Consider the following 21,376-nt stretch of genomic DNA (forward strand, 5'->3'; position numbering starts at 1 on the left):
ATGATTTGCACAACTGGCCCAGGCGCGCAGCGCACGCCACGGTCTACGGAACAACGCCTCCACCAAGAGGCTGATCATGAATGCATCGCCCGCCAAGGCTCCCCCGCCTGCAAGCACCCCGGCCATATAGCCGACAGCCCCGTCAGGGCATCTCAAGAATCTCTGGAAGCTTCCTGGCCCGGTCGGCATCGGCATCGTCCTCTGGTTCCTGCCGGCGCCGGCCGGCCTCGAGACGAAGGCGTGGCAGACGTTCGCTGTGTTCGTCACCACCATCGTCGGCATCATGACCGCCCCTCTCCCGATGTCGGCGGACCGCTTTGACATCACGAACAAGCTTGCAAAAGGCGTCGGGATCATACACGCACGCAAAGGACGAAATCCGTGTTAGACGGGCAGGCGAGCCGTCTTAAAGCGCTTCCAGAGCCGACGCAGCGCCTGCCTGTCCGCATCCACCCGTCCTGCCAGATAGCCACGCGCATAGCCTGAGCCCAAGGCCAGGTCATGGTTCTTGGCACCAAGGCTACGCAACAGGCCATCTGCAACGGCCATGTCGTTGCGCCATCCCAAGTCATCCTGCAAGTCGGACAGGTGGCTGCGAAAGCCTCGCAGCTTGCCCGCAGGAAACAGCGACTCGAAGAACTCGGTCGCATAGCGCAGCTTCTTGGCAGCAATACGCGCGCGATGACGTTGCTGCTCATCAAGCTTCGCCATGCGTCGACCACGCTTTAGCAGCCTGTGATGGCGATCGTGCAGGGTCTTCAGCGCAAACTCCCGGGCAGGTCTGGCGAGTGTGGAGCGCTGCGGGTCGTCCAGCTCGCTGCGCCAGCCGGCGGTGCCCAGCCAGTGGCTGAATGCCAGCATCAGCCGCGTGTAGCGTTCGGAGTTCACCGCCTGGGCCGCGCGCTGCCGGGCTTCGGTTGCGATCCCACTGGCAAAGGATAGCACAGCGCCCGCGCCAACGTCGGCCGGCGCCCCGTCAAAGGCTTCGCGCAACGTGGTATGGATAAGCACCTCCCAATCCCGCGATGGCCCCAGTTCGCCTGCAATCCATTTGATGTCATCCTGGAGTGCCGAAGGACAGGCAATCAGCGATCGGTAGATATCCAGCGCAGAGCGCAGGCGCCGAAGACCGATTCGCATCTGGTGCACACTCTCCAGGTTGGTGCTGTTGACCACGCCGTCTTCGTTCCCTGCAACTTGTGCCAGGCAACCTTGAATAATGCATAGGAAAACGGCTTCGGCAGAAGCGTCATCATCGAGCCTCAGTGCCTCGGCACGAACAACCCCTGCGGATTGGCCGGCAACCAATGCGTAGCCCCGGTCGCCCTTGCTGGCACGGCTGATACGCATCGGGACTTCGTCAAGCAACTGCAAGGCGAAGGCAGCAAGATGGGCCGGCTCTCCCGCCTGGATCTCCATCTCCAGCTCGCGAACCGGTACGGTAGTTTCCCCTGCCCGGATCAGGCCGAGATCGAGCGCCAACTCTATTTCATCGCCTTGTGGCAAGCGCAGCAATGCAACCTTGCGTCGGATCTCCGTGACGAAGAGCGGCTTCAGGCGCTCGGCGAAGTCGCCCTGGCGAATCAGCTCGCCCAAGGCCGTGTCCTGCGGCAACTTTTCCCGCAGTGCACCAGGATCGGGGGTCGGACCGGGTATCGCCGCCTCGAACTCCTCCCGCTCATAGAGCCCCCCAAACCGCTTGCCATAGGTCTTCAGCGTCAGCACATAGTGCCCGCCCGCCTGGCGCACACGCAGCGAGGCACGATGGCGGCGCAAGGACCAGTCTGGCGTATCGAAATACGTGCTCACGAGCATGTCCTCGTGAGGCGGTTCCACGCAGCAGGCAACAAGCAGCGGTAGGCCGATCAGGCGATCGACATCGTCCTGCAGCAGTTCCAGCTTGAGTTCGCGTTCCATCTCCCCGAATTATTCCAATTTCTCAAACTCGGTGAACACACGCGCCTGAACTGCGTCCATGACTTCCAGGACCTGCGGATCGGCAGGGCCACTGGCCGTGATGCCCGTGGCGTTCTTAGGTTTCGCGCCCAGTGGATAGAAAGCAAAAACTGTGTCGAACTTGCCCGCCGACTCCTTCTTCAGTTGCCGGTTGAGCGCTTTCAGGTACCGCTTCTTGATGGTCTTGGACATGGGCTTCACGGCTCCCTGCTTTCGTCTTGGCTTACGATCGGTTGATTTACGTTAATCCGGAAACGTCGAATTGGGCAAGCGTGTGTGCCAAGCGTGTACCTCGTTGCACAGGCTCCGAAAGGAGCGCGAAATCGCCGGCTCCAGGGCTGCGCCTGTTTGATTGAGCGCACACCTGCATGGTGGCGCTCTGTGCAACAATTGAGAACATCTCGACTGCTCGCAATTGGCATTACGCGAGCCCTGGCTTTTCTGTATGGCTGTGTTCGTCAGCGAGGTGGAACCGGCGTTGCCTTTGGCAGCCGGCCACTGCCGATCAGAACGATAAGATCGTCGACGCGTGCTTCGGCCAAGGCAAAGGCATCCGCTTCTGCCATCGATGGCCGTCCCGCACGAAAGACTGACTGCTGCATTCCCACCAACGTGTGTTGACGGACAAGCACGAAACCTTGGTGCTTGCCGTTGCTTAGTGGCTGGGTATAAGCCTTGAACTCATAGTAGCCGGCGCGCCTGTGACTTTCCATCATGACTCGTCCTGCTGGCGTCAATAGAGTCCGCCAGCACGCGGGGCGAACCTCGGCTCTGCATTCCTTCCTAGAGCTAATAGGAATCAATAACACTGGGGAGCGCCCCGGACATGCATGCGTGACGAGACCGGTCACTGCCCGATGCTCCCTGCGGCTAGCGTAAATTAAACGTTAGCATAACGTGGCCAGGCGGGATCCATTCTCGGAGAATTCCGGTGCCGTGCGAGTTGTCTGGCCCTCACGGAGGGGATGTCACGTGGACAGTTGTTCTAGCCGAACCTAATATTGCGTCTAGGCAAGCCGTCCGTCGGGTTCCCAATGCTGTCTTGCCAGAAGGATGTAGCGGTGTCATTGCCTTCGGGCTAGCCGCGCCCTGTTGATTCCAGCCAGAACTTGGAACGGTGCTGCCCTGCAGCAACTGCGCAGCGAGGAGCCGAGAATGCACGGAGCTCACCCCGCGAGACGGCCGTCTGCCATCACAGGCCGACTGGCCTCTCCCTTCCTCCACCAGATTGACCAAAGCGAGTCGAGTGTGCCCCCAAGCCACGAGTCAGTACCTCGAAGTCCGGGCACAAGTGCGCCGCAGACCAACCGGGATTTCTCCGATACCAGTTCGAGAAGGTATCGAATCTTCTGGTAGCCAGCGTTTTCGAGGTTCAGCACCCCTTCGCCTACAAGCCAGGTCTCCAACGTAGAGATATCAACTCGGAGGGCGCGCATCGAGTTGATGAATCGTCATTGTCGGATTGAAATTTGGCGGCGAAGGCATTTTCGAATTTTGACTGCATTTGAACACGCCCCCTCCGCGGAGGAGTAGTGTGAGCATGGCAAATCCCGACAGTCAGGCCGGATCCCTTGCATCTGCTACCTGGCGCTTCCGGCTCGGTATCGGCGTTCTAATCTTGGCGTATGGGGCTTGGCTGGCGGTTCCCTTGGCGGCCTTTGCAGGTGCATCCGCCACGCGCATTGCCACGCTGACCGGCGCTATCGTGGCCGTCAACAAGATCATGCTGCTGGTCAGCGTTGCGGTGATGGGCAAGCCAGGATTCTTGCGGATGAAGGACATGCTGCTCCAGCGCCTGAGACCTTCCTCTCCTGTCGACGCCGTTGGGCCGGCTCGCCATGCGGTCGGGCTCGCGATGTTCTGCCTGCCGCTTGTCTCGGCGATGCTGGAGCCTTACGTGGACGCGATCTGGCCCGACTTGCGACCGAAACTTTGGGAAGCACAATTACTCGGCGACCTGATGTTGGTCGCTAGCCTCTTCGTGCTCGGTGGCGAGTTTTGGAACAAGGTGCGAGCGCTGTTCATCCGCACAGCGCGCGTGGTGGACGCTGGCGAGCCGGGTGGCACTGGCTGAAGCGCGCAATCGCCCAGTTTACCGTGACCAGCAGTGCCGACCACGAACCTTAAGCTTGCTCGCCGTTGAGCATCGGAACTTTGCTCCCGACACGGTGACTGGGGTACCTGATAGGCTGGCATGCGGCCATTCGAGCTCGCGCGACGGTTTGCGGAACCGCTATTTCCGAGTCGGCCGGCGAGCCTCGCCCGAAGTAAGGTATATATTTCCCTTTCGCGATCCTTATACTGCTGAGACTGCCACCCGGCAAGCAAATCCCAGGAGTCCCTCCATGGCCAAGGGTCAGTTGCGCGGCAACCGCGAAGCCAGGATACCCACCGTGCGCTGGATCAAAGGCCCGGCCTGGGACCTCGTTTGGGTGCTGAATACACTGTGGCTAGCCCCCCTAGTCCTTCTGCTGGCGCGGGGTTATGACGACGTGCGCGCCAGCCCGGTGGACGGGCTGTTCTTGGCGCACTTCCTCCGAGAACTTGTCCATGCCCATCACGCCCGCCGACACCGCCGACTGGATCTCGCGCACCATCTGCTCGATGTCGTAGGTGGCCACCTCGGTCTGGTCGGCCAGGCGGCGGATCTCGGTCGCCACCACCGAGAAGCCGCGGCCGTATTCGCCAGCCTTCTCGGCTTCGATCGCGGCGTTCAGCGACAACAGGTTGGTCTGGTCGGCCACCTTGGCAATGGTGGTTACCACCTGGTTGATATTGCCGGCCTTTTCATTGAGCGTGGCAAGCTTGGCATTGACCGAGCCGGCGGCGTCCATCACATGTTGCATGGTGCCTTCCATGCGCGACAGGCCGACCTGGCCGGTGCCAGCCAGTCCCGCCGTCTGCTCGGCGGCGCTGGAGACTTCATGGATGGTGCGCACCAGGTCGCGCGCGGTGGCCGAGATCTCGCGCGACGTGGCGCCGATTTCCGTGGTGGTGGCGGCGGTCTCGGTGGCGGTGGCCTGCTGCTGGCGCGCGGTCGCGGCAATCTCGTTGACCGAGGTGGTGACCTGGATCGCCGTGCGCTGCGCCTGCCCCACCAGCGAGGTCAGTTCGCCGCTCATCTGGTTGAAGCCTTCCTCGACCGCGTGGAACTCGTCCCGCCGGCCCAGTGCCAGCCGCTGACGCAGGTCGCCACCGCGCAGGTGCTGCAGCAGTGCAATGATCGATGTCATCGGCACGGTGACAGCGCGCAGCAGCAGGTAGCCACACACCGCGGCGGCCAGCGCTGCCACCAGCAAGGCCACTTCGATACTGGTCTTGGCCAGGTCGACTGACCCGACGATACTGGCGGAAGCCTTCCTGGCGGCGTTGTCATTGTCATCGACCACGACCTGCACCGCCTTGCGTCCTTCGATCCAGCGGGTGTGGAGCGGGCCGCGCAGAATGGCCTCGGCCGCCGCGGTGCCCGGCCAGGTGGCAGGATCGCTGAAGACACGGGCGGCAAGGTCGTACTGGGCGCGGACTTGCTTGTAGGCGCCGAAGCGTGCCCGGTCTTCTTCGCGGAAAATGGTGGCCTGGTAGTTCTGCTCTTCGGCATTCAGGCGCTGCCTAGCTTCGCGGCCCTGCTCGAGGTAGCGCAGGCGCTCGGCCTCGTTGCCCGCAGTCACGGCCTGCCAGCCCAGCGCATCGAGTTCGCTCCAGGTCGCCTGCAGCGCGACGCTGTGTCGTAGGCCAGGCAAGGCATCTTTCTGCAAGACGCCGACTTCGCGATCGATCGCCGCAAGCCGGTTATAGGCCACGGCGCCCATCAGCGTCATGACCAGCAGGATAAAGGCAAAGCTCGCCAGGATGCGAGTGCGGATAGTCCAGTGATCCACGGCGTAACCACCCCCTGTTCTTATTGGACGTTTGGCGCAGCCGATGACCTGCCGTCTGAGCGACCGGGTCGCTATCGGCAACTAGCCAGCTGGAAGCGGTTCTGCGATCTAGCGTACTGTAAGGCTCATGTCATTTCAATGAATCCGCTGTTGAGCCGAACTGGATGTTCGCGCGAGCCTCGGCGGTGCTGGCGGCACTGCCAGCACCGACCGCGTTCGGCTACGCCAGCCACGAGAAGCGCTAGATCTGGATCTGCGTGCCAATCTCGATCACGCGATTTGACGGTATTTGGAAGTAATCGGCCGCATTGCCGGCGTTTCGGCTCATGGTGGCAAACAGGCGTTCACGCCATAACGCCATGCCACTGGCGATGCCGGCAGTCGGGATGATAGTCTCGCGGCTCAGGAAAAACGAGGTGTCCATCATGTCGAACTCGAGGCCAGACTCCGGTGGCATCGCATTAAGCGCCTGCGCGACGTCAGGCCGGTTCATAAAGCCGAAGCGCAGCGTGATCCGGTAGCAGGCGTGTCCGAGCGGCTCGACGGTGGCGCACTCGCTCAATGGCACCCATGGCACATCCTTGAGCTTCACGGTAAGGAAAATGACGCGCTCGTGCAGCACCCGGTTGTGGTTAAGGTTATGCAGCAAGGCGTGCGGTACCACATCGGGTGTCGGGGTCAGGAATACCGCTGCCCCAGGCACACGCGGTGGCGGCGCGAGAAACAGCGAATCCAGGAACGACTTGAGCGGGATATCGGAACTCTGCAGCCGGTCCAGCAGGACCTTGCGGCCGCGCAGCCATGTCATCATTACGACGAACATCCCGGTCCCGAGAGCCAGCGGGAACCAGCCACCCTCCGCAACCTTCAGCAGGCTCGAGGACAGGAAGGCCATGTCCACCGCAATGAAGAAGCCGGTCGCGAACAGGCTTAGCAACAGGTTGTAGCTCCAACCAAAGCGGATCACGAAGAAGGTGAGCAGGGTTGTCGCCAGCATCGTCCCGGTCACCGCAACGCCGTATGCTGAGGCCAAGCTCGAAGAGGAGCCGAAGCCGAGCACGGCAATGAGAACGGCAGCGAGCAGCATCCCGTTGAGACTCGGTATGTAGATCTGTCCAATCGCTTTCTCGGATGTCTGCACCACGTTCATGCGCGGCAGATAGCCCAGCTGGATGCCCTGCTTCGTCAGCGAATAGGCGCCCGAAATCGTCGCCTGCGAGGCGATCACCGTTGCTGCGGTCGCAAGTGCCACCATTGGATACAGGGCCCACGACGGAAAGAGCAGGTAGAAGGGGTTCTCGATCGCCTTCGGATCCACGATGAGAAGTGCTCCCTGTCCCAGGTAATTGAGCGCGAGCGCCGGGAATACCAGCCCAAACCAGGCCAGCCGGATCGGGCCACTGCCGAAGTGTCCCATGTCCGCGTAGAGCGCCTCGGCACCAGTGAATGCGAGCAGCACCGCCCCCAGCACGGCAAACGAGGCAAAGCCGTGCAGCGTGACGAAACCGAACGCGTGCAGCGGATTGAGCGCGCCTAGCACGGCGGGATACCGGACGATGCCGTAGATGCCCGCCGCAGCCAGGGCGAGAAACCACACGATCGTGACTGGCCCGAAGAACGCACCGATGGTCGCGGTGCCATGCCGCTGGAACAGGAACAGCGCGATCAGCACACCCACGGATATCGGCAGGACATAGGGCTTCAGGGCCGTCGTTCCTACCTCGATGCCCTCGACCGCAGAGAGTACCGAGATGGCCGGCGTCAGTACAGCATCACCGTAGAAGAGCGCGGCGCCGAACAGGCCTATGAGCAGAATCGGCGTAGGTGAGCGCCCCACCTTCTTCACCGATGCCAGGGCAAGGGCCAGCAGGGCCATGATGCCGCCCTCCCCCCTGTTGTTCGCCCGCATGATCAGGATTACATACTTGAGCGAAACTACCACCATCAGCGACCAGAAGATCGCGGAGATGCCGCCAAGGATGCTCTCAGGTGAGAGCAGGATCCCATGGGCGGGATTGAAGGTTTCCTTGACCGCATACAGGGGACTCGTGCCGATGTCACCATAGACGACGCCCAGCGCGACAAGGGTCAGGGCAGCGCGAGATTCTCCCAGGTGCGACTCGCGTGGCGGTTCGCGGTCATTCGCATCGGCATCCACGGCGGCTCCTCTTGATCGCTGCACGCTCGGGCTCAGATCAGGCCCTAAGCCGCCCAGCGTCTCCAACGTCCCCTGGATTTAGAGCATAGACGGTGAATTCACCATCGGCATTGGTGATGTCACCACACACTCGTCAGGCGCGCGTGCGCTCTGCCACCCTGGGATGGAAGAGGTATCAAGCGAAGAGACGATGTGAAATGGCGTCGCCGTTTTGCGAGCACCCTCATGGGGCAAGCGCTTGCAACCGGAAGCGGTCCCAAAATGAGGGATCCTGAAAGTGGGCCTGCCTGCACACCACGAAAGCCAGGAAGCTGGGTCGACGAGGTTGGCCGCCTGCCGGGCATCGACCAGGCGGCCAGGCGGCTTGGCAGCGATGGATGGCCTTCAGGCCGCAAGCCCCCTGCTTCGTTCCTTGCCAACGCCGGCAGCAAGCGATAGGTTCGCAGCCGACGAAACGTAGGGGAACCGATGGGTGCCAGTGCCACGGCTGGCGGCCCGGGTCAGCGTTGTAGCAGATCGCGCACCGCCAACTGGCGCTAACCGGGTGATGGCAGGCGCTGAATGCGCTGAAGTCCCGCTCGAATATCAGCCCTGAGGGGTAGCGACAGCAGCGCACGCGGCCGCTGTGCCAATCATGCGTTTACTCGAGTGAAAACCCGCCGCCAAACGGCTCGGCGTAGTTAGCGTCAGCGCGCAGAATTTCAAACTCCGGCATTTCGGCAAACCGCGTTACTTGCACGTCGACGTGGCGCCGCCACACTTCCAACGAGCCCGATTGGACCGCCAGCGCCAAGTAGCTTTTGTGCTTGCGCGAAGGGTAGCGGAATCCGAGCGGGGCCGCATCGCCGGAAAAGCCGGCCAAAACCTCGAGCATCCGCAGGCCAAACCACTGGCACCAGGCATGGTCGCCGTGGATCTGGTCGTAGATGCCTAACTTGCTGAGAGCTGTGCCGTGGAGATCGAGGACCCGGATGTCCGTTTGTAGTGTGAATGTCGCGATCAAGCCTTTCTTGGCGACGTCTGGAGGAATATAGAACGTGCCGGGCAACGTCAAGTCGTTGGTGCAGAAGCCGGACTCCCACAGGGCAGTCGTCAGGTCTTGGGCCGCGTACATCCAGTAGTCCGAAAAACGTCCGTCGGTTCCAGCAAACTCGGCGGGCGGGCCGAATCGGTAGGTCCGCTGGACGTAAGGCGGAATGACCGCGGCGGGATGCCGGACCGCGCGGGAAACGCGCGTGCCGGCGGGCAGGAGAATCTCCGCGCCGGCCAGTGCCTGGCGCAGGAGATCCGTCGGAGGAAGGGTTACAGCAATATGCTCAGGTGCAGCAATATTTGGCGTCATCATCAGCTGATCAAGTCCGTACTGCGCGAGGGCAGCGCGGCCAGCTGCGCGATCACCTTGCCCTGCCGCTCGCTGGCGGATTGGGCAAGGTGGCCACTCTGCGCGGCGGTAAGCGCGGCACGCGATTCGAACGCCCTGCCCGCCAGCACCTCGGCCGGCGTCAGGTCGTCGAAGGCGTCGACCGGTGTCACCCAGAACGCATGGATTTCGCTGCTCGGCAAGTCTGTCATCTGGCGCAGAACCGGAGCGAGCAGCTCCGGCACCGGTGGCGCGAATTGCCAGACCGGGAATGCGCGGCCGATCGCCTTGCCGCGGGGGGTGACACAGTAAAAGCGGGCATTCTCCACCGCGCGGTACAGCGTCGCCTGCGACATGGCCACCAGGCCTTGTGCAATGACCTCCGAGGGCTTCAGGTATGACACGGCGAGTCGATCCTCGACACCTGCCGCCGGCGAACCGGGGTGCCCGAGCGTTGCCGTCAGGCACTGGCGCACGATCGCCATCACGCGGGCCCGCTCGCCCGCGTCGATGGTATGTTCCAGCTGCTCATCGATATCGTGAACCAATTTCTCTACCAGTTGAGCGTCGCCGGCAGCGCCGGACGCGAACGAGGTGCGCGGTGTCATAGCTACTCCTTCAGATGACAACAGCCGGCGGCGCGAACGCCGGATGAATGGCCGCTTCCTGATCAGCCCGCCGGCAGGACAGCAGACGCTGCGCGGGGAACGACATGGCCCGCGACACCAGTACCAAAAGTCGATGTACGCGATCGGATTCACCCTTCAGAGTGCGAAGGCCATTGCGCAGTACCCAACGCGTTACCGGAGCCATCTTCGCCGGCACGCGCCCCTGCAGCAGTTCGAGCAGAAGGTGGCCGCGCGCATACCTTGTGACATGGCCCGAGACGACGCGCAGCGCAAAATCCAGATACCGATCGGTCGTGGCAAGCCGAATGTTTGTGATGGGGTCGCCCGACGGTATGTAACGCGTCTCGGGGTCATCCCCCAGATTCCCCACCAGGCTGACGCGGTTCTGCACCGGGGCCGCCCGCGGCGGATCAAGCTCAGCTTCGATTTCGATGGCGCGAGGCCCCAACAATTGTTGGTAGAGCGCGCTCAGCGCCGCGACGTCGGAGTGGAGGACGGGCGCTTGCGCATCAGCTTTAGGGACGCCGGCTTCACGGAATCGCTCAAGGAGAGTTCCTGGCTCGATACGCATGCGGCGGGCCAGGTCGGCCACACTCGGAAAGGAACACATGGTCAGGAACGACGATGCCATGGATGATGGCTCAATCGTAACCAACTTTCGCATGTTTCGCAAGTTTCTCAATCTGTCGGTCTAAGGAACCATGAACTGGCCGACGTTGCCTAGATGTGCAGCAAACATTGCTTTCCCCCCATGGAAGTGCTACTGGCCAGAAAGCCATTACCACCTAGGCGCGCACAAGCAAGTCTTGGATGGTTCCCTGCTCGCGTCCATACTTGGTTTCCTTGGCAATCGGTCACTGGCATTGAAAGCCTAAGCTCTGTCAATGTGGCATCTGCGCCCAGACGACGCAGGTTTCATCGGTTTTCGATGGTTCGCGATACGGCAGCGTTATCGAACCCTTATTGCCGCACCCTGGCAACGCCGGCGTCACGTGGATCCTGTCCACGCGCAAAAGTCTGGAGGGAGCGCGGCAGCAGCCGGCCAGAAGCGGCAGCCTGGCGTCCGTTTCTCACCGGCCGAAGCGCGCTCGAAAGCTGACCAGTGTGATCTAACTTTGCGATCTCTGCGTCCCGAATGCGACGCATTTTTGCCGGCGCCCCCTGAAAACGGAGTCAATCATGCTACACAATTTACTGGCCGCCGCTCCGGCCATGGTCCTGTGCCTGCTGCTGCAAGGCGTGGTGGTAGCCATCTGCCTGCGCCGGTATGCGCGCTTCCGGCGCGACGTCAAGAGTCGGGACATGCTATGGGTGGATGTCCTGCTATTGGTAACCGTGATGTTGCTGACCTTGCTCTGCAATTTCGCCCAAATGGCAATCTGGGCGGCGCTGTTCATGTTCCTAGGTGAGTTTTCCGATTTCGCCACTGCTCTGTATCACTCCGCGGTCAACTTCATCACGCTGGGCTACGGCGACATTGTTATGTCCAAGCAATGGCGCATGCTTGGCCCAATTGAAGCTGCCAACGGCATCCTTATGTTCGGAGTCTCAACCTCGGTGATGACGGCAGCGGTCATGGATGTGATTAAGTACCATAATGCCCGGCTGCAGCAGGGGTAGCCGCGAAAGCAAGCACATGCCAGGCGCCGGGACGCCAGGCTGGAACCCATCCCCCTGCGTCATGCCCAACGCAAAGGCCCAGAGCACGGCCATAGCGCCATGATTATTTTCGTAATGGTGGAGCTGGGATAACCAGAATCACTAGCTGACCCGGAAAAACTCCACCGACTGCCCCGCATTGACCGCCCGCCGCAGCCAGTCGGGCATCTCGCCGGTCCCGTCCCAGCGCTGTCCCGCGGCGTTGCGGTAGCAGGGGTCATGCCGGGATAAAGCCGGAAATGACACATAAGCCTAAAAGTAATGAAGAACGGGGCTTTTATGCGATCGATTGCGCGGCGTCAGCTGCTCCAGCGGCTCGATCTGACGGAGCCAGCCTTGCAGCATCGTGACGATTTTCAGCAATTCGGCCAGTGTATCGAACGCCAATTCCGGCAAACTTTCCTCGCCGGTTGCGACTGTCATCCCTGCGCCGTTGATGGCCGTATGAGCCATCCCGTGCAGACGCAGCAGCATATCGCGCAGTCCATCCTCAGCGCGGGCTTCGGCCAGCATGGCATCGAGATCGTCCACCATGCGCAGTAGGCTCGTGGTGTCATACGTGTGCTGCGCTTGCAGCAACGCGGCCCGGTCAAGGCGACCATAGGCCGTCTCGACCGTATCGTCGGAATCGCTCCTCTGGAGGGGGCACAGTAAGGGCTGCGCCTCCCTACAAATTCGTGTCAGGTTAGCGATAGGCCGCCATCCACTTTCATGATGGCTCCGGTTGTCCACGCCGACTCGTCACTAGCGAGATAGACCGCGATGCCCGTCAAGTCATCTACCTTTCCTATACGCCCGCTCGGATATAGGCGAGAAATCGATTCCGCAATCTCGGCCCTCTGTTTGGCTAGCAGGTTCTGAATCGTGTTTCGTCGCAGCGCTGTATCTACAGTGCCCGGAGCGATGGCGTTGACGCGGATGCCAGAGGGAGCCAGCTCAAATGCCATCGCTCTCGTGAGCGAGTTCAGTGCACCCTTAGTGAGGGAATAGACGCTAGATGGTCGATTCCACAGCAACTTGTCGGCAAAGTAGGACGAGATGTTGATGACAGACCCTCCGCTCGCACGCATCATTGGCAACAAGCTTTGAGTCAGGAACAATGGGGCGGCCACGTTGAGGTTCACCTGAGCATCAAATTCCCGCTCCGTTATGTTGCCAAACGGAGTGAAGATGGAAACTCCCGCGTTATTTACCAATACATCAATCAGCCGCCCACAGTTGGCAACAGATAACTTGCGCACGAGGTCATCGCGCATCGACGCTTGCGCCAAATCAGCCGCGTAGATTTGCACCTCTGCGCCAAACTCACTCACGTGACGTGACGCGCGCTCCAGCTTAGTCTCGTCTCGCGCCACCAGAATCAGACTGGCGCCTTCGGCGGCATAGGCCGCCGCGATGGCAAGTCCGATTCCATCGGAACCTCCAGTTACCAACGCCAGTTTTCCAGCTAGTCGGTTCGTCATCGTATTCTCTTAATGAGTCGCAATACCGAGGTACTGTTGTTGCAACTCCTCATCCTCTACGAGGGCGCGAGACGTGGTCGTCTGAGCAATCCGACCGCCGGCCATCAACGCCACGTCGTCAGCGGCCGCCAGGCCGGCGCGCATGTTCTGCTCAACGAGGAGGATGGCGATGCCTTCCTGGTGGCAGTCGGCGATGAGTTGAAGCACGGTCTCCACAATCAGCGGCGACAGTCCTTCGGAGGGCTCGTCAAGAATCATCAACCGCGGGTTGGTTAGCAGCGCACGTGCGATGGCGAGCATCTGCTTCTCTCCACCGGACAGCTGGTTACCGTAGTTGGTCTTTCGCTCAGCCAGGCGCGGAAGTGCCTCGTACACCCGGAGTGTGTTCCAGTTTCCCGGGTGACGTCCCTCCATCAGACGCATATGCTCATCCACTGTAAGCGAAGGGAATACACGACGCCCCTGCGGCACGAGCGTGATGCCAGCGGCAGCGACTTCGTGCGGCGACTTGCCGACCAATTCCACGCCGTCGAGCATAATGGACCCGCCGCTTGCCGGCAGCATGCCCATCAGTGCAAGGCACAGCGTCGATTTGCCGGCGCCATTGCGGCCGAGCACCGTGAGCCGGCCAGATTCCAGCCGCAAGTCCAAACCGTGCAATACGGGCAGGGTTCCGCGGTCTACGCGCAAGTTCTTGACTACAAGACTACTAATGGGCTTTGCCAAGGTAAATCTCCTTAACAACGGCATTGCAGCGGATTTCCTCTGGCGTACCAGTCGCGACGATTTCCCCGTCACGCATAACCGTCACTCGGTCAGCGAGTCGCAATGCAACATCCATGTCATGCTCAACAAACAACATGGAGATTGAGCGCGGAAGAATGTCCAGGCGACGCGTAAGCTCCTTTCTGCCTTCCGGCGACATACCTGCTGCAGGCTCGTCGAGCAGCAGCAAATCGGGGCTTCCGACGAGCGCCATGCATAGCTCAATCTCGCGCTGCTGACCGTATGACAGCTCATTGACCGGCCTTTCCGCCACTGTCGTCAGGTCAAACTCCTGCAAGGCAGCAGTGACCCGTGCTTCCAATTCGTGCTGTCTGGCCCAAGGCCGGAAGGAAAACCTCTGGCGTTGGCATCCGAAAAAGGCAATGCGGATGTTCTCGCGGACGCTACGGTCACCGAAGGACAATGAAGTCTGGAACGTACGCGCGATTCCTAGTCGCGCTCGACGGTAAGCCTTGATGCCAGTAATTTCTCGGCCTTGGAAGGAAATGCGTCCAGCAGCCAGCGGAACCTCACCGGAAATAGCGTTGAATAAGGTCGTCTTGCCAGCACCGTTCGTGCCGAGCAGTGCATGCCGTTCACCTTCGCGTAAAGACAGCGATACACCGTTGACGACGCGGATTGCACCGTAGCGGATGCAGACGTCCTGTAAGGCTAGAATTGTGTCGCTCACCCTGGTCATGGTCGCATTCCTCCCTGGCACTCTTACTTCTTGTCGCAGGATGGGTTGTCGCGCGACGCTTGCCCGAGCTTCAGGAATGCCTCGCGCGATAGGCCCATGGTCTGATTCACCGCCGTCGCTGTCTTCATCAGCTTACTTTGGAACGTTCCGTTGGGGCCCTGAACCACTTCGGTGACGTAGTTGTTACCGATGCCTTGCCGGTTCTCATCCAGCGAGACTTGACCAGTCGGAGAGTCGAACTTCAGGCTGGCAAGCGCCTTGTGGAACTTCTGCTGGTTGTCTCCAAGGTCTGCTTTGACCTGCTCCAATCCCAGGAGCGCAGCTTTCGTGTTGAGGTAATAGCCGTGTGCGAACAACGAAGGCGAGTCGAAGCCATCGGGAAACTTCTTCTTGTACGCATCGACAAAGGCCGCCCATTTAGGGTCAGGATTGGCATCTGCGATTGGGCCAGCCGACACCATGCCCTTAATCTTGTTGCGGAATGCCCCCTTTGTGCTGAGCACGTTCTGGTCGACCGTTACACTGCCACCGATGATGTTGGCTTTGCCGCCAGATTGGTAGTATTGGGTAAAGAAGTTCACTGCGTCGGACCCACCGAGCAGAACGTAGATTGCATCAACATCTTGCGGCAGGCGGGCGATGACCGACGTATAGTCCTTGGTTCCCAGGGGCACCCAGTTTTTCTGTGCAATTTTGCCGCCCTTCGCACAGTATTCCATCTGGAAGCCCATCACCTGAGAGTACGGAAATGAGTAGTCTTCCGAGACGACGGCAATGTTGCGATACTTCTTGACGTCATAGACGTAGCTGCCCAATCCAGCTTGCCACTGCGCGCCGTCTGTATTGAAACGGAAGAAATTGGGAGCAGGATTGCGCAGCGTGGTGTCCTGCGCTCCCGAGGTTCCGTTCAGGAACGTCTTGCCAGGCACAGTTTTGGCATAGTCTCGGACTGCGAGCCCTTCGCCGCCGGACAGCGGACCGATGACTAAATCCACCTTGTCCTGTTCGATGAGCTTACGGGTCTTTGCAACCGCGACATCTGGCTTTGTGTTGCTGGACTCCTTAATCAGTTCAATTTTTCTACCCGCGACCGTATAGCCGACCTCCTCCAGCGCCAGTTCGACACCGCGCATACCGTCTTGGCCAGCCTGTGCGAACGGCCCCTCCAGCGTTACCAACGCGCCCATGCGAATGGGCTGCTGAGTTTGGGCGGCAACCGGGTTCACCGTCGCGGACAACGCGGCAACGCCAATCAGAGTAATTGCCTGTTTCATGTATGTCTCCTGTAATAGTTGGATTTGCAGGTACTTCTTGAGGCTACGCTTGCCTCTTTGAAACCGAAGCGGCAGCTTGGCTACGCCGATAAAAGGTCTTTCTGAGTGCACCGACCGAGCTTTCGACGATGCCTAGCAGGCCATCGCGAGACACTAGAACTATCGCCATAAAGGCCGTGCCGATGACGACGTTGAAGTGTTCGCGGCTAACGAACTCGCTGGCGAAGTTCTCGAGCAGCACGTACACGAGTGCGCCCAGGAATGCACCCGCGGGTCGCTTCATACCGCCAATCACGGCGACAATCAGCAGCAGCACCGCTGCGTGGACATCGACTGCCGACGGCGAAATCTGACCGTTGTACCAGGTGTTAAGTACGCCTCCGACACCAGCTATGAAGCCAGAGATGGTGAACGCGAGCAGTCGAATCGCGACCACATTGAAGCCAAGCGCGTTGAGGCGCAGCGGTGAGTTCCGATACGCATGCAGTAGTGACCCCGCTGGCGTCTTTTCCAACCATGCCACCATTGCAGCTAGTGCAGTCGCAGTAACCAAGCACAGGTAGTAGAAAGGCAAAGGTGCGCGTAGATTGACCTCCGCGACCACCGGTGCCCGAACGCCGTTGATTCCATCGTACCCATTGAAGACTGCCGTGTTCTGGGAAGCGAAATAGAACATGCAGACCGAGATAGCGAGCGTAATCATCAGCAAGTAAATCTCGGACGACTTGATGGAAATCGCGCCAACCACCAATCCTGCCAAGGTTGCAAGTGTGACCGCTGTCAGCACCGCAACTGGCCAACTGACCTCGGTTCCGACGCCCGACGTATTGGCGGAAAGCAATGCCACCGCGTAGCCGGCCACCCCCGCGACACCCATTTGGGCGAACGACACAAGGCCCACAAGTGATGCTAGGAAGGTCAGGCTGAGGGCCATGACGCCAAGGACGAGAATTCGGCAGGCGACCGTCGCCACCCAGAAGTCGTTACCCCAAAGAGGGAAGCTAATCGCAGTAACCGCCGCCGCAATATATAGAGACCGTTTCATGCTGCCCTCCCCATCAAGCCCTGGGGCCGGATTGTCAGTACGATGACCATCAGCACAAAGGTGAGCAGGATTGCGTAGTTGGGAAAGAATGCCATTCCGAACTGCTCTGTGAATCCAATCAACGCCGCACCCAATGCTGCGCCGGGAAGACTACCCATACCGCCGACGATGACCACCACGAGCGATGACAACAAAAAGCGTGAATCCTCGCCCGGTGCGACCGACAGCGCGCTGCCACCGATGACGCCCGCCAGACCGGCTAGCCCAGCACCCAGCGCGAACACGACAACCACGTACCTGGATACGTTAAAGCCCATGGCGCTAAGCATCGGAGCATCATCGACGCCCGCACGAATCGCCATACCCAAGCGCGTGCGTTGGATAAGCAGCCACAGCGCGATGCCCACTACAACAGCCACACCGATTACGACAAGTCTTATGGTTGGATAGGCGCCAATCACTGGGAACGGCGTGGCACCGAATATCGCTTCTGGCGGCTCGTACTGCACAGTTGCACCGCCATATCGCATCAGCAGGATATCGCCCAGTGCTATAGAAAATCCGATGGTCACCAAGGCCTGACGCAGTTCATCGCCTTCCAGCCGCTTTACAAGTCCTTGGTGGAGGATGACGCCAACTAGCGCAACCAGAAGGGACGCACCGACGAGACCGAGCATCCAAGAGCCCGTTTTCGATGCGATTTCGTATCCCGAGTAAGCTCCTAGCAAGTAGAGCGCGCCGTGCGCCATATTGACCGACCTCAGTAGGCCGAAAATTAGCGAAAATCCGCTCGCCACCAGAAAGTAAAGCGAGGCCACCGTGATGGCGTTCATGGTGACACTGAATAGCATTCTCATATTCCACCTCGTTTTCTACCGGCCCGACCTTGACATTACCTGGTGGGGTCCGCGGCCGGAAAAAGCGATTACGCTTTTGCCTATTCCAGAAGTGATTTGTCAACTGACGCTTGCGCCTATTGGTTGACGTGGCGCCGGAGATAACCGTTCCTTAAAGCACGAGTTTCCCGAGGATGATTACCGTACTCCTGATAGCGAATTTCATGCGAACTAATCTCCTCCAAATTCAATGGATTATTATTGTCGAAAATAGTGTGTGCATTTTCGGCGAAATGGCGAAGGCCTTTGCATCGGAAAATTCCTGTCGGGTTTTCGACTTATTTTCGATTGGTTTTTTAGTTCCCTGCGGTAGGGTGAGGGAATTCGATAAATGCGCCTCTAACATGCGAGCTACGCGCGCATGCAAGCCCGACACATCTTTCGTGTGTCGAAGCACGCTTCTTCTCCGGCGAGTGTGGCTTGAGGTCAGAGGAGACCCGCGCTAAGCGGGTTCCTCTCTACGGACTTGCTAGTTGAAGTAGTCGTCGGCCAGCGCTCCTAGGCACGACTTTCTTCCCTTCGTGACCATGGTGCAGCGCAAAGCCTCAATGAATTGCCGCTCGTTGCACTCCAGCACCCGCCTCCTCCATCGACTGGGCAGCCAGGATGGACAGGTCTGCTGACGACTCCGCCTGGGCGCGTTGCTTGACCACGGCACCATCCTTCATCACCATCAGAATCTTCGCCGGGTCTTGCAGCACCTTCAGGTTTTCCAGCGGGTTGCCATCGACCAGCACCATATCGGCATAGAAGCCAGATGCGATTTGGCCGATGCTGTCGGGCTGCATCATGATCTCACCGCCGAGCTTGGTGGCGGCCACCAGGATTTCCTTCGGCGTCATGCCGATGTACTTTTCGAAGTGCTCGAAGTCGCGGGCATTGGACCCGTGCTTCATCCACGCGAAGCCATAGTCGCCGCCTGGCAGAATCCGGATGCCACGCTTGTGCATCTTCTGCAGGGTGTCGGCCGCGATTTCGAGCTCACGCGCATAGCCCATCTTCGTGGCGGCCTCCGTCGTGATGCCCCACGGTTCGGCCTGATACAACGTACTGACCAGCCAACCGATGCCCGGCGCGACGAAGTGCTTGTCCTTGTTCTCTTCCAGCATGTCGAGCGCTTCTTCGTCAGCGAAGCTCGCGTGATAGACCAGCTCGATGCCGTGTCGGACACACTGCTTCACCGACTCGGCAGAGCGCGCGTGGGCCGCGACGCGCTTGCCAGCCCGCTTTGCTTCGGCAGTCAGCATCGCAATCTCTTCTTCCGAGAACGGCGAGGCTTCGGCCGGGATGCCGGCGATGTATTCGCCCGACAGGTTTATCTTCAGATGGTCAACGCCATACTTAATAAACATGCGAGCCGTACGACGCATCTCTTCCGGGCCACATACGACGGCACCAAAGCTCAGCTCGGGAAACGGCAGGTGCGGCAACGTGTTGTCACCGAGACCGCCCTGGACGGTAATCTCCTGGCTACCGGCAAGGTATCGCGGGCCGGGGAATTCACCGGCATTGATGACGTTGCGCATCACCACGTCCAGTCGCGGCTTCGCGGTGGCGGCCCCAATCGCCGAGGTCCAGCCCATCTCGAGATAGCGCTTCGCAACATGCACGCACCACAGAATGTGTTCTTCAGGCGGCATGAACTGGATGGCGCTCAGTGTGGGCTGGTCGTTCCACGAGAAGTGCGTGTGCGCTTCCGTCATGCCCGGCATCAGGAATTTGCCACCGCCGTCGACTACCTGCGCACCAGGGGCGACTACCGTTTCGCCGGCCTTCGCAACGCAGGTAATCCGGTTGCCTTCGACGAGAACCTGACCCATGAAGGGGTCGGCTCCGCTACCGTCGAAGATATTGACATTGGTGAATACGATTTTGGTCATGTCTCCTCCACTCATTGTTGGCGGATTACTTGGTTACTTGGCTGCGCGATAGAACGCCGCCAGTTCGGCCACACATTCGGCCGGCTTTTCGAAGGTAGTCCAGTGGCCGCAGCCGTCAAGCACGGTCACCTTGCTGCCCTGGATGCGCTCGCCCATCGCCTTCACGGCGGCAGGCTGGCCAACACCGTCTTCGCTGCCGGTCACCAGTAGGGTCGGAACGGCGATTTTCTCGACCTCGGCTGCTTTCGCGCCGGCGAGAGCCTCGCAGCTCTGCGCATAGCCTTCCGGCGTCTGACGCATGACGCTCTCGCGCACCAGGGTCAGCGTCACCGGGCGCTGGGCCTTCGTTTCAGCGCTGGTCGCGCCCTTCACGATGGCATCGGCAACTTCCTGAACCCCGACGATGCCCTTTTCACGGCACAGTGCCGCACGCGCCTTCATGCCAGCGCGCCCAGCCTCGGGCGGCTCAATCAGCGGACCAAACAGCGCCAGGCTCTTCACCAGTTCCGGATGACGGACCGCCAGGTGCTGCGCGACGATGGTGCCCATCGAGTGCGCAACGATGTGCGCATCGGCAACTTCCAGCTCCGCCAGCACCGCGGCAATCGTGTCAACGTACAGGTCGATGGACAGCGGCTCGGCGGCAAGCTCGGAGCGCGAGCTGCCCGGCAAGTCGAGTCGAATGACCTTCATGCCCTCGAAGGCCGGCTGCACCGGCGTCCAGTTGTTCGAGGAGCCTGCCAGGCCATGGATACACACTACCGGCTGGCCTTCGCCTTCAACTTCCACAACCACATTTTTGACCAGAGTCGTCGTCATTCACCCACCTCATTCTCAAGTACACCAACGTTTTCAATTTCGATGCGAATCACATCGCCCTTTTGAAGGAACTTGGGCGGCGTGAAGCCAATCCCAACACCTGCGGGTGTGCCCGTCGCAATGACGTCACCCGGTTGCAACTCGATGCCAGCAGAGAGGGTCTCGATGAGCGTCGGAATGTCGAAAATCAGCTTCGACGTGTTCGAGTTCTGACGCAGTTCGCCGTTGACCCAGCACTTGACATCGATGTTTTGTCCGTCAACTTCGTCCGCCGTGACCAGATACGGGCCCATCGGGCAGAAGCCGTCCAGCGACTTACCCAGGAACCATTGCCGGTGCAGCTGCTGCAGGTCCCGCGCGGTGAAGTCATTGATGACCGTGTAGCCGAACACATGGCTCATGGCATCGGCCTTGCTGATGTTGCGACCTGCCTTGCCAATCACCACACCCAGTTCCGCTTCGTAGTCGAGCTGGCTGGTCACGCTCTCATGGCGGGGAATAGTCGCGCCCGGACCGATGATGGTCGACGCCGGCTTGGTGAAGTACACCGGCGCCTCGGGTGCGTGTTCGCCATTCTTGGCGCTGCTATCGAAGCCCGAGTTCTGGAACTCGGCGGCATGCTCGTGATAGTTCTTGCCGACGCAGAAGACGTTGCGGCGCGGGTTGTCGATGGGAGCCAGCACTTTGGCGTCGGCCAGCGGCATTCCGGGCTCGCTCGGACGCAGGTCGCCCTTGAATTGGTTAAACTCGCTAACCAATTGGACCATGTCGCCCCGGAATTCGGGAATCAACGACTGCACAGGCCAGTACTGCGCCTTCTCCGTGTCCACGATGGCCACGAACTTCTCGCCCGCCAGCTCCAAGTTTGCAAGTTTCATCTGGGTGGTCTCCTTT

At 60.2% G+C, this 21,376-nt stretch carries 19 protein-coding genes and 3 pseudogenes; 3 read left to right on the forward strand and 19 right to left on the reverse strand.

The features are described 5' to 3' along the window. Window positions 1–76: 76 nt before the first annotated feature. Window positions 77–310: pseudogene (locus CTP10_RS41415) on the forward strand (anion permease); the annotation flags it as partial. Between the two features lie 74 nt (window positions 311–384). On the opposite strand, the gene CTP10_RS34130 reads toward CTP10_RS41415, so the two are convergent. From CTP10_RS34130 to CTP10_RS34140, 3 genes are all read right to left on the reverse strand, one after another. Next, on the reverse strand, window positions 385–1,917 hold the full coding sequence (locus CTP10_RS34130) for a CYTH and CHAD domain-containing protein (protein WP_116323155.1): 1,533 nt from the start codon (window positions 1,915–1,917) through the stop codon (window positions 385–387). Window positions 1,918–1,926: 9 nt separating this feature from the next. Further along, window positions 1,927–2,148 carry a hypothetical protein gene (locus tag CTP10_RS34135; protein WP_116323156.1) on the reverse strand — a complete coding sequence of 74 codons (222 nt, stop codon included), beginning with the start codon at window positions 2,146–2,148 and terminating at the stop codon, window positions 1,927–1,929. A 266-nt stretch (window positions 2,149–2,414) separates the two neighbouring features. Next, window positions 2,415–2,672 (reverse strand): hypothetical protein, encoded by a 258-nt coding sequence (locus CTP10_RS34140; RefSeq protein WP_147316311.1) that lies wholly within the window; start codon window positions 2,670–2,672, stop codon window positions 2,415–2,417. Window positions 2,673–3,496: 824 nt separating this feature from the next. Between CTP10_RS34140 and CTP10_RS34145 the strand changes: the two genes are divergently transcribed. Continuing rightward, window positions 3,497–4,030, forward strand: coding sequence for a transporter suffix domain-containing protein (locus CTP10_RS34145; protein ID WP_116323157.1), 534 nt, complete (start codon window positions 3,497–3,499; stop codon window positions 4,028–4,030). Window positions 4,031–4,415: 385 nt separating this feature from the next. Here CTP10_RS34145 and CTP10_RS34150 read toward each other — a convergent pair whose 3' ends face one another. From CTP10_RS34150 to CTP10_RS34170, 5 genes and pseudogenes are all read right to left on the reverse strand, one after another. Further along, entirely contained in the window at window positions 4,416–5,834 is a 1,419-nt protein-coding gene (locus tag CTP10_RS34150) for a methyl-accepting chemotaxis protein (protein ID WP_233528406.1), read from the reverse strand. 241 nt (window positions 5,835–6,075) lie between these two features. Then, window positions 6,076–7,992, reverse strand: coding sequence for a potassium transporter Kup (locus CTP10_RS34155; protein ID WP_116323158.1), 1,917 nt, complete (start codon window positions 7,990–7,992; stop codon window positions 6,076–6,078). Window positions 7,993–8,632: 640 nt separating this feature from the next. Further along, complete coding sequence (locus CTP10_RS34160) at window positions 8,633–9,337, reverse strand: RES family NAD+ phosphorylase (RefSeq protein WP_233528407.1); 705 nt, start codon at window positions 9,335–9,337, stop codon at window positions 8,633–8,635. After that, window positions 9,337–9,960: a hypothetical protein gene (locus CTP10_RS34165; protein ID WP_116323159.1), complete on the reverse strand. Its 624-nt coding sequence runs from the start codon at window positions 9,958–9,960 to the stop codon at window positions 9,337–9,339. Before CTP10_RS34165 ends, CTP10_RS34160 begins: the two co-directional genes overlap by 1 nt. A 295-nt stretch (window positions 9,961–10,255) precedes the next feature. After that, window positions 10,256–10,372: pseudogene (locus CTP10_RS34170) on the reverse strand (single-stranded DNA-binding protein); the annotation flags it as partial. Between the two features lie 788 nt (window positions 10,373–11,160). Here CTP10_RS34170 and CTP10_RS34175 point away from each other — a divergent pair. Continuing rightward, on the forward strand, window positions 11,161–11,601 hold the full coding sequence (locus tag CTP10_RS34175) for a potassium channel family protein (RefSeq protein WP_116323160.1): 441 nt from the start codon (window positions 11,161–11,163) through the stop codon (window positions 11,599–11,601). A 141-nt stretch (window positions 11,602–11,742) separates the two neighbouring features. Here CTP10_RS34175 and CTP10_RS34180 read toward each other — a convergent pair. From CTP10_RS34180 to CTP10_RS34230, 11 genes and pseudogenes are all read right to left on the reverse strand, one after another. Then, window positions 11,743–11,856: pseudogene (locus CTP10_RS34180) on the reverse strand (H-NS family nucleoid-associated regulatory protein); the annotation flags it as partial. Window positions 11,857–11,892: 36 nt separating this feature from the next. Further along, window positions 11,893–12,372, reverse strand: a complete 480-nt coding sequence (gene tnpC, locus CTP10_RS34185; protein WP_271815936.1) for a Tn3 family transposase post-transcriptional regulator TnpC — start codon at window positions 12,370–12,372, stop codon at window positions 11,893–11,895. Then, complete coding sequence (locus tag CTP10_RS34190) at window positions 12,321–13,103, reverse strand: SDR family NAD(P)-dependent oxidoreductase (RefSeq protein WP_116323161.1); 783 nt, start codon at window positions 13,101–13,103, stop codon at window positions 12,321–12,323. Before CTP10_RS34190 ends, tnpC begins: the two co-directional genes overlap by 52 nt. Window positions 13,104–13,112: 9 nt before the next feature. Then, a complete protein-coding gene (locus CTP10_RS34195) occupies window positions 13,113–13,829 on the reverse strand; it encodes an ABC transporter ATP-binding protein (RefSeq protein WP_233528409.1) in 717 nt (238 codons plus the stop codon). After that, window positions 13,813–14,568, reverse strand: a complete 756-nt coding sequence (locus tag CTP10_RS34200; protein WP_116323199.1) for an ABC transporter ATP-binding protein — start codon at window positions 14,566–14,568, stop codon at window positions 13,813–13,815. The genes CTP10_RS34195 and CTP10_RS34200 overlap by 17 nt, the downstream gene beginning before the upstream one ends. Window positions 14,569–14,591: 23 nt before the next feature. Continuing rightward, window positions 14,592–15,842 carry an ABC transporter substrate-binding protein gene (locus tag CTP10_RS34205; RefSeq protein ID WP_116323163.1) on the reverse strand — a complete coding sequence of 417 codons (1,251 nt, stop codon included), beginning with the start codon at window positions 15,840–15,842 and terminating at the stop codon, window positions 14,592–14,594. A gap of 43 nt (window positions 15,843–15,885) precedes the next feature. Beyond that, the gene (locus CTP10_RS34210) at window positions 15,886–16,887 is read right to left on the reverse strand and encodes a branched-chain amino acid ABC transporter permease (protein ID WP_116323164.1); all 1,002 of its coding nucleotides are present in this window, start codon (window positions 16,885–16,887) and stop codon (window positions 15,886–15,888) included. Beyond that, window positions 16,884–17,744 (reverse strand): branched-chain amino acid ABC transporter permease, encoded by an 861-nt coding sequence (locus CTP10_RS34215; RefSeq protein ID WP_116323165.1) that lies wholly within the window; start codon window positions 17,742–17,744, stop codon window positions 16,884–16,886. Before CTP10_RS34215 ends, CTP10_RS34210 begins: the two co-directional genes overlap by 4 nt. 584 nt (window positions 17,745–18,328) lie before the next feature. Then, entirely contained in the window at window positions 18,329–19,663 is a 1,335-nt protein-coding gene (locus CTP10_RS34220; RefSeq protein ID WP_116323166.1) for a metal-dependent hydrolase family protein, read from the reverse strand. Between the two features lie 33 nt (window positions 19,664–19,696). Continuing rightward, window positions 19,697–20,482 carry an alpha/beta fold hydrolase gene (locus tag CTP10_RS34225; protein ID WP_116323167.1) on the reverse strand — a complete coding sequence of 262 codons (786 nt, stop codon included), beginning with the start codon at window positions 20,480–20,482 and terminating at the stop codon, window positions 19,697–19,699. Further along, window positions 20,479–21,360 carry a fumarylacetoacetate hydrolase family protein gene (locus CTP10_RS34230; RefSeq protein ID WP_116323168.1) on the reverse strand — a complete coding sequence of 294 codons (882 nt, stop codon included), beginning with the start codon at window positions 21,358–21,360 and terminating at the stop codon, window positions 20,479–20,481. The genes CTP10_RS34225 and CTP10_RS34230 overlap by 4 nt, the downstream gene beginning before the upstream one ends. Between the last annotated feature and the right edge of the window lie 16 nt (window positions 21,361–21,376).

It is taken from the genome of Cupriavidus sp. P-10 (assembly GCF_003402535.2).
Taxonomy (GTDB): Bacteria; Pseudomonadota; Gammaproteobacteria; order Burkholderiales; family Burkholderiaceae; genus Cupriavidus.